General features: G+C 62.0%; 7 protein-coding genes and 1 pseudogene. 7 read left to right on the top strand and 1 reads right to left on the bottom strand.

Annotated elements, in window-relative coordinates:
- The 5 genes and pseudogenes from ACCD00_RS29365 to ACCD00_RS29345 all read left to right on the top strand — a co-directional run.
- A pseudogene (locus ACCD00_RS29365) lies at positions 1–555 on the top strand (acyl-CoA dehydrogenase); the annotation flags it as partial.
- A 181-nt stretch (positions 556–736) separates the two neighbouring features.
- Positions 737–1,831, top strand: coding sequence for a serine hydrolase domain-containing protein (locus ACCD00_RS29360; protein WP_413428721.1), 1,095 nt, complete (start codon positions 737–739; stop codon positions 1,829–1,831).
- Complete coding sequence (locus tag ACCD00_RS29355; RefSeq protein ID WP_413428720.1) at positions 1,828–2,151, top strand: amidase; 324 nt, start codon at positions 1,828–1,830, stop codon at positions 2,149–2,151. The genes ACCD00_RS29360 and ACCD00_RS29355 overlap by 4 nt, the downstream gene beginning before the upstream one ends.
- 129 nt (positions 2,152–2,280) lie before the next feature.
- Positions 2,281–2,871 carry a YceI family protein gene (locus tag ACCD00_RS29350; protein WP_413428719.1) on the top strand — a complete coding sequence of 197 codons (591 nt, stop codon included), beginning with the start codon at positions 2,281–2,283 and terminating at the stop codon, positions 2,869–2,871.
- A gap of 1 nt (position 2,872) precedes the next feature.
- On the top strand, positions 2,873–4,030 hold the full coding sequence (locus ACCD00_RS29345; RefSeq protein WP_413428718.1) for a phospholipase D-like domain-containing protein: 1,158 nt from the start codon (positions 2,873–2,875) through the stop codon (positions 4,028–4,030).
- A 143-nt stretch (positions 4,031–4,173) separates the two neighbouring features.
- Here the strand turns inward: ACCD00_RS29345 and bglX are convergent, their stop codons facing one another.
- The gene (gene bglX / locus ACCD00_RS29340) at positions 4,174–6,465 is read right to left on the bottom strand and encodes a beta-glucosidase BglX (RefSeq protein ID WP_413428717.1); all 2,292 of its coding nucleotides are present in this window, start codon (positions 6,463–6,465) and stop codon (positions 4,174–4,176) included.
- 262 nt (positions 6,466–6,727) lie between these two features.
- Between bglX and ACCD00_RS29335 the strand changes: the two genes are divergently transcribed.
- Together ACCD00_RS29335 and ACCD00_RS29330 are read left to right on the top strand one after the other, a co-directional pair.
- Complete coding sequence (locus tag ACCD00_RS29335; RefSeq protein WP_008019429.1) at positions 6,728–7,333, top strand: LemA family protein; 606 nt, start codon at positions 6,728–6,730, stop codon at positions 7,331–7,333.
- 37 nt (positions 7,334–7,370) lie between these two features.
- On the top strand, positions 7,371–8,049 hold a 679-nt coding region (locus tag ACCD00_RS29330), incomplete at its 3' end, for a TPM domain-containing protein (RefSeq protein WP_413428716.1).

The raw sequence follows: 8,049 nt of genomic DNA, 5'->3' as shown, positions 1-8,049 counted from the left end.
TGGCTGCTGGTGGCGGCGCGCAGCGAGGCGCCCGGCGCCGATCCGCGCTTGAGCCTGGCGGTGATCTATCGCGATGAGCCGGGAGTACGAGTGGAAAAGCTGGCGCCGATTCCGTTGATGCCGGACATCAGCCACGGCCGGTTGTTTCTGGATAACGCGCTGTGCGAGTTGCTCGCGGGGGATGGTTGGGACGCCTACGTCAAACCGTTCCGCACGCTGGAAGACATCTATGTACTGAGCGCCATGACCGCGTGGTTGTACGGCATCGGTCAGGACTGTGCCTGGCCGCAATCCTTGCAATTGCGTCTGCTGGGATTGTTGGCGGGGTGCGCGGAAAGCAGCCGCCAGCCACCGACCAGCCTGGCCGGGCATGTGGTACTGGGCGGGTTGTTTGCACAGTTCGAAGGGCTCAAGGCTGAAGTGAACGAGGCACTGGCTGGAGGGCCGGCGGAGTGGGCGGCGATGTGGCAGCGCGACCGAGCGGTGATGGAGTTGGCGGCGGGGGCGCGGGGCAAGCGGTTGGCCAAGGCGCTGGCGGAATCTTCGTTGCCCTGACTGGCCTCATCGCGAGCAAGCTCGCTCCCACAAGGGATCTCTGGCGCACACAAATATCAGATAGGGCACTGAGCCTGTGGGAGCGAGCTTGCTCGCGATGGCGGCCTGATTGGCAGCATAAATTTCTGAACTGTCATCAACCTCGACTAGGCTCAGCAAGTTCAATCTCTGAGCCCCTGCCATGCCCAAAGGCTTGTCCCTGATTTTCATGCTGTTGCTCAGCTTCACGGTCCAGGCCGAATATTGGCCCGCCGAGCAATGGCCGACCGCCCCGACGCCGACCGGCCCGGCGCTTCAAGCCCTGGAGGCCTACGCCTTCCCATCCCGCGATGACACCACACGCCAGGGCATTCGCACCGATGCCTTGCTGGTGATCCGCGACGGCCAGTTGCTCTACGAGCGCTACGCCGGTCCGACGAAGGCCGAGACGCCGCACCTGACCTGGTCGATCAGCAAGAGCCTGATGGCCACGGTCCTCGGTGTGGCCTATGGCGAAGGCTTGTTCAAGCTCGACGACCCGGTGGCGAAGTTTTATCCGCCCCTGCAAAAACACCCCGACATGACCATGGCCGACCTGCTGCACTGGGCCTCGGGCCTGGATTGGCAGGAGGACTATGAATACGCACCGCTGAAGTCTTCGGTGGTGGCCATGCTCTACACCCGCGGTCACCACGACATGGCCGCGTTCACCGCAGCCCATGCTGCGTACACGGCGCCGGGCCAGGCATTTCGCTACTCCAGCGGTGACAGCAATCTGTTGTCCGCCGCGCTGAAAACCATCGTCGGCCCCAGCCGCTATCCCGACTACCCGTGGACTGCATTGTTCGAACCGCTGGGCATTCGCCACGCGGTCTGGGAAACCGATGCCACGGGCACCTTCGTCGCTTCGTCCTATGCCTACCTCACTGCACGGGATCTGGCCCGGGTCGGTCTGTTGATGGATCGCGAGGGCCGCTGGGGAGACAAGCAACTGCTGCCCAGGGACTGGGTGGCGTTCAACCGCGAGCCGTTCGCTCACTATCACGCCCATCAAGACGATACCGTCCCCGGCGGCCAATGGTGGCTCAATAGAGCCGTTGAAGGCGCGGCGCGACCCTGGCCCGATGCCCCCGCCGATACCTTCGCGGCGCTGGGCCATTGGGGGCAGGCGTTGTATGTGATCCCCAGTGAACACCTGGTGATCGTCCGCTACGGCGATGACCGCGACGGCAGTTACCGGCACAACCAATTGCTCAAGCTCGCGCTCAACGCCGTTGCCGGGAAGGTGCAGCCGTGACCGGTTTCATTCGCCGTCGACCGATCGCTTCCCTGTTGCTGATCCTGCTGATCGCCTTGCTCGGCTGGATCTGGCACGAACGGGTGGCGCTATGGGCGTTCCCCAACATCATCAGCGCATACACGGCCAAGGAATACTGTTCGTGTCGCTACGTGATGAACAACGACGCCGAGTACTGCCACCGTTATGTGAAACAGTGGCTGCCTGCCAGCAGCTTTACCGATGAACCGGCCGGCAAGCGTGTCGCGGTCAGCGGCATGGGCCGCAGCAACAGCGCCGTGTGGATCGGCGAGCGCCAGGGCTGCCGCTTGCAACCCTGACGGCGCTGAAGTCTTGAGGTGGGGCGACAGCTCCCTCGCCACAAAAGCGGGTTTGGAGCAGCAGACGGCTTGCAATGCGCTGAAGGCCGGTTAAGGTTCAGCACAGGTTTATCTGCCCCACGAGTCTTTATGTTGATGCGCTCCACCCTCCAACCCCTCGCTTTCCTACTGCTGGCAGGCGCCGCTTTATCGGCCCGTGCCGATTGGTACCTCGATGGCGAGTCTTCGCGCCTGTCGTTTGTCAGTACCAAAAACGCCAATGTCTCTGAAGTGCAGCGCTTTCTGGTGCTGCACGGCAAGGTCGATCCCGAGGGGCTGGCGCAGGTGGAGGTCGAGCTGGAGTCGATCAATAGCGGCGTTCCGTTGCGCGATGAGCGCATGCGCAAGGCGCTGTTCCAGATCGACCGGTTTCCCGAGGCCTTGATCACCACGAAAATCGATCTGCGCCCGATCAACGACCTCGCTCCCGGCGCACAGCTGGAGTTGCGCCTGCCGCTGACGGTCGACCTGCATGGCAAACAACACGAGTACCAGGCCCAACTGCTGGCGACCCGTCTGGATGACCGGCGCTTTCAGGTGGTGACCCTCGAACCGCTGGTGATCAACGCCGAAGATTTCGATTTGGTTCCCGGCCTGGAAGCATTGCGCAAAATGGCCGACCTGTCGGCGATCAGCCTGTCGGTACCGGTGGGTGCGGTACTGATTTTCACGGCGCGCTGACATGGCCGGTGCGATTTTTCCCTGGCGCGAAGGCAACCATTTCGAACTGCTGGTCGACGGCCCACAATTTTTTCCGCGCATGCTGGTGGCGATTGCCCGGGCGGAAGAACAAGTCGAGCTGGAGCTGTATCTGGTGGAGGCGGGCGCCTGCGCCGAAGCCATGGTCCAGGCCTTGGTGCAGGCCGCCGAACGCGGTGTACGGGTGCGCTGTCTGTTCGATGATTACGGCAGCCTCGCCTTTACCCTGGCCTTGCGTCAGCGACTGATGTCCGCCGGTGTGGAGCTGCGCTTTTACAATCGCCTGAGCTGGCGACGTTGGGTCGGCAACTTTTACCGCGATCACCGCAAGCTGCTGCTGGTGGACCAGAGCCTGGCCGTGGTTGGCGGCACAGGTGTCACAGATGAGTTCTGGACGCCGGGCGAAGACGTCAGCGAATGGCACGAAGTGATGGTGGAAATCACTGGCCCGCTGGTACTCGACTGGCAGCTGCTGTTCGATCGGCAGTGGATTGCCAACCGCCATCGACGCGCCTGGCGACCGGCCTCGCATTTCGGCTTGCCGCGGTTACCCCGCGTGCCTTCCCAGGGCGAGGGCATGGGCCGGGTGGCGTATGCCGACGCCCGTCAACACCGGGACATTCTGCAATCGCTGGTGCGCGCCCTGAACAGCGGCCATCGACGGATCTGGCTGGCCACGCCGTACTTTTTGCCGACCTGGAAAGTCCGCCGTTCCCTGCGCCGGGCGGCTGCCCGGGGTGTCGATGTGCGCTTGCTGCTGACCGGCCCGCGTACCGATCACCCGTCCGTGCGTTATGCCGGCCATCGCTATTACCCGCGACTGCTCAGGGCCGGAGTGAAGATCTACGAATACCAGCCGTGTTTCCTGCACCTGAAAATGGTCCTGATCGATGACTGGGTGAGCATCGGTTCGTGCAACTTCGATCACTGGAATCTGCGCTTCAACCTGGAAGCCAACCTGGAAGCACTGGACCCCGGATTGACCCGAGCGGTAGCCGCGAGTTTCGAGCACGACTTCGCCCTGAGCCAGCAAGTCAGCCTGGAAGAATGGAAGCGGCGGCCACTGTGGCGGCGAGTCAAGCAGCGGGTGTGGGGATGGGTGGATCGGGTGGTGGTGAATCTGCTGGATCGGAGGGGCTAGTGCCCGATTTCCGTAAACACTGAGATCCAATGTGGGAGCGGGCTTGCTCGCGAAGACGGAGTGTCAGACAACGAAGATGTCGACTGACAGACCGCTTTCGCGAGCAAGCCCGCTCCCACATTTGTTTTGTGTTGCTTCAGGGATTACAGCAACTCAAAACTCTGCTGCGTCACGTCCGCTGAATCCAGGCCGATCTGCACATTGAACTTGCCCGGCTCTGCCGCGTACTTGAGCTGGGTGTTGTAGAACTTCAGGTCGTCCTCGGTGATGGTGAAGTGCACGACCTTCTGTTCGCCGGCCTTGATCATCACTTTCTGGAAGTTCTTCAGTTCCTTGATCGGGCGGATCATCGAGCCTGCCACGTCCTGGATGTACAACTGCACCACGGTTTCGCCATCGCGCTTGCCGGTGTTTTTCACCGTGACACTGGCGTCGAGCTTGCCGGTCTTGTTCAGGGTGGTCGACGACAGCGCCATGTCGCTCAGGCTGAAGTCGGTGTAGCTAAGGCCATAGCCGAACGGGTACAGGGGGCCGGTGGTGTCATCGAAATACTGCGAGGTGTAGTTGCCCGGTTTGCCCGGGGTGAACGGCCGGCCAATGGTCAGGTGGTTGTAGTAGGTCGGAATCTGGCCCACCGAACGCGGGATGCTGATCGGCAGTTTGCCCGACGGGTTGTAGTCGCCGAACAGCACGTCGGCGATGGCGTTGCCGCCCTCGGTGCCGGTGAACCAGGTTTCCAGGATCGCGTCAGCCTGTTCTTTCTCTTCGAGAATCGTCAGCGGGCGGCCGTTCATCAACACCAGCACCAGCGGTTTGCCGGTGGCTTTCAGGGCACGGATCAGCTCGCGCTGGTTTTCCGGGATGTTCAGGTCGGTACGGCTCGACGATTCGTGGGACATGCCACGGGATTCGCCGACGGCGGCGACAACGACGTCAGCCTCCTTGGCCGCTTTCACCGCTTCGTCGATCAGCACGTTCGCCGGACGCGGGTCATCCACCACTTCCGGGGCGTCGAAGTTGAGGAAGTTCAGGTAGCCGAGGATTTTCGGGTCGCTGGTGATGTTGGCGCCACGGGCGTAGATCAGTGTCGACTTGTCGCCCAAGGCGTTGGTCATGCCGTCGAACAGGGTCACCGATTGCGCCGGCTTACCAGCGGCGGCCCAGCTGCCCATCATGTCGATTGGCGCCTTGGCCAGCGGACCGACCAGCGCGATTTTCGCGGTTTTCTTCAGCGGCAGGGTTTCGTTCTGGTTCTTCAACAGTACCTGGCTGCGGCGCGCCACATCACGGGCCTCGGCGCGGTGCAGGCGGCTGTCGGCGTAGGTGTCGACCGGGTCATCCTCGGCCTTGCCGATGCGCAGGTACGGGTCCTTGAACAGGCCCATGTCGTACTTGGCGTCCAGTACCGCACGCACGGCGTTATCGATATCGCTCTGCTGGATCTCGCCGGACTTCAGCAGCCCTGGCAGCTCTTTGCCGTACAGGGTGTCGTTCATGCTCATATGGATGCCGGCCTTGATCGCCAGCTTCGCCGCTTCGCGACCGTCGGCGGCAACGCCGTGCTTGATCAGCTCGAAAATCGCTCCGTGGTCGCTGACAGCCAGGCCCTTGAAGCCCCACTCCTTGCGCAACAGGTCGTTCATCAGCCAGGTGTTGGCCGTGGCCGGCACGCCGTTGATCGAGTTCAGCGCGACCATGACCCCGCCAGCGCCGGCATCGATGGCGGCGCGGTACGGCGGCAGGTAGTCCTGGTACATCTTGACCGGGCTCATGTCGACCACGTTGTAGTCGCGACCGCCCTCGACCGCGCCGTACAGGGCGAAGTGCTTGACGCTGGCCATGATGCTGTCGGCGGCGTTGGCGCCGGTGCCCTGGAACGCCTTGACCATCACGCCGGCAATGCGCGACACCAGGTAGGTGTCTTCGCCGAAGCCTTCGGAAGTACGGCCCCAGCGCGGGTCGCGGGAGATGTCGACCATCGGCGCGAAGGTGATGTCGAGGCTGTCAGCCGCGGCTTCCTTGGCGGCGATGCGCCCGGACAGGCCAATGGCGTCCATGTCCCAGCTCGAGGCCAGGGCCAGCGGGATCGGGAAAATGGTGCGGTGGCCGTGGATCACGTCGTAGGCGAAGAACATCGGGATCTTCAGGCGGCTGCGCATGGCCGCGTCCTGCATCGGCCGGTTTTCCGGGCGGGTAATGGAATTGAACGTACCGCCGATGTTGCCTGCCGCGATTTCCTTGCGGATCATTTCGCGCGGCATTTCCGGGCCGATGCTGATCAGGCGCAGTTGGCCGATTTTTTCATCGAGGGTCATTTGCTTCATCAGGTTGCTGACGAAGGCTTCCTTGTTCTCCAGGGGTGCGGGCGTCGTGGCGGCCAATACGTTATGACTGGCCAGGCTGACGAACAGGCCCAGCAAACACAGCTTCTTCATGAATAGTTTTCTCTAGGGCCCAAACGGCGATGTACACGCCGGCCAGCCAAAATTTAGGGAGCGTCTATTGTTGTTCGGGTGCCGGCTCAACAAACCAGAGCCAAAAACGACAGCCAGAGGGCGGATGCGTTTTTGTGCAGGGCCTCTTTTTAGCCCATCGGCCCGTTGCAATCCAGAGGCGCGGGCGATTATGCCCCAAGACCCGGCTCAGAAGGTTTCACGGTCGGTTTTTTCATGAAATGTACAAGGGAGCGTCATTGTGATGAATGTAAGTCCAACCTACCGTTCGCGTTTGCAGGTCGTCACGCTGCTGGTGCTGGCCACGTTGCTGACCGCCTGTGGCATCAACAATATTCCGACCCTCGACGAACAGGCCAAGGCCGCCTGGGGCCAGGTGCAGAACCAGTATCAGCGGCGCGCCGACCTGATTCCCAACCTGGTGGAAACCGTCAAGGGCTATGCCAGGCATGAAGAAGAGACACTGACGGCGGTCATTGAGGCCAGGGCCAAGGCCACGTCGATCCAGGTGGATGCCTCGACCCTCGACAACCCGGAAAAACTCAAGCAGTACCAGCAAGCCCAGGATCAACTGAGTGGCGCCTTGAGCCGTTTGATGGTGGTTTCCGAGCGTTATCCGGACCTGAAGGCCAACCAGAACTTCCTCGCCTTGCAATCGCAGCTTGAAGGCACCGAGAACCGGATCAGTGTGGCCCGGCGTGATTTCATCCTCGCGGTGCAGAAGTACAACACCGAGATCCGCACGTTCCCTGGACGCCTGTGGCACAGCGTGATGTACAGCAATCTACCGGTTCGCGAGACCTTCGAAGCCACACCGGGGGCGGAAAAGGCCCCCGAGGTCAAATTCTGAAAAGCGCTGATCGGCGTCACCACGCAAGAGGTTGCCAATGCGCGTCCTGAAAACAGGCCTGTTGCTGTTGTTGTGGGTGGTGACGATCACGGCCCGGGCCGAGCTGAGCTTCCCGGCGCTGACGGGGCGGGTGGTCGACAACGCGCAGATGATCGAGCCATCTGTGCGCGAGCAACTTGCCCGGCAACTCCAGGCCCATGAGCAAGCCACCGGCGAACAGCTTGTGGTAGTGACTTTGGCGGATTTGCAAGGCGCCGACATCGCCGACTTCGGTTACCAACTGGGTCGCCACTGGGGTATCGGGCAGAAGGACAAGAACAATGGTGCCTTGCTGATCGTCGCCCGCAACGAGCGCAAACTTCGCATCGAAGTCGGCTACGGCCTGGAGGACCGACTGACGGACGCCCAGAGTTCGGTGATCATCAACCGGGTCATCACCCCGGCGTTCAAGGCCGGCAACTTCAGCAAGGGCATCAGTGACGGCGTGGCGGCGATGCTGGTGGTGCTGGGCGGCAACCCCTTGGACGAACCCTCCACGGCGTATGAATCCAGAGGCGATCCTGGGGACGATTTTGTCTCGCGGCATCCCGGGTTGTTCGTGTTTTTGGTGATGTTGTTCATCCTGACTGTTTTTGTGTGCCAGATGCTCGGTATCCTTCCCGCCGGCCGGGGCGGCTCCGGTGGATCCGGGGGCGGTTTTGGCGGTGGTGGATTTG

It is taken from the genome of Pseudomonas sp. Pseusp3, from assembly GCF_047304225.1.
Lineage (GTDB): Bacteria > Pseudomonadota > Gammaproteobacteria > Pseudomonadales > Pseudomonadaceae > Aquipseudomonas > Aquipseudomonas fluorescens_CD.
Note: the sequence above shows the minus strand (reverse complement) of the source record. Positions and strands in the feature narration are given on the sequence as shown.

Bases quoted from the DNA above. Each gene is read 5' to 3' on its own strand.
- bglX (WP_413428717.1), bottom strand. From the start codon at position 6,465: ATGAAGAAGCTGTGTTTGCTGGGCCTGTTCGTCAGCCTGGCCAGTCAT.
- ACCD00_RS29360 (WP_413428721.1), top strand. From the start codon at position 737: ATGCCCAAAGGCTTGTCCCTGATTTTCATGCTGTTGCTCAGCTTCACG.
- ACCD00_RS29335 (WP_008019429.1), top strand. From the start codon at position 6,728: ATGAATGTAAGTCCAACCTACCGTTCGCGTTTGCAGGTCGTCACGCTG.
- ACCD00_RS29345 (WP_413428718.1), top strand. From the start codon at position 2,873: ATGGCCGGTGCGATTTTTCCCTGGCGCGAAGGCAACCATTTCGAACTG.
- ACCD00_RS29350 (WP_413428719.1), top strand. From the start codon at position 2,281: ATGTTGATGCGCTCCACCCTCCAACCCCTCGCTTTCCTACTGCTGGCA.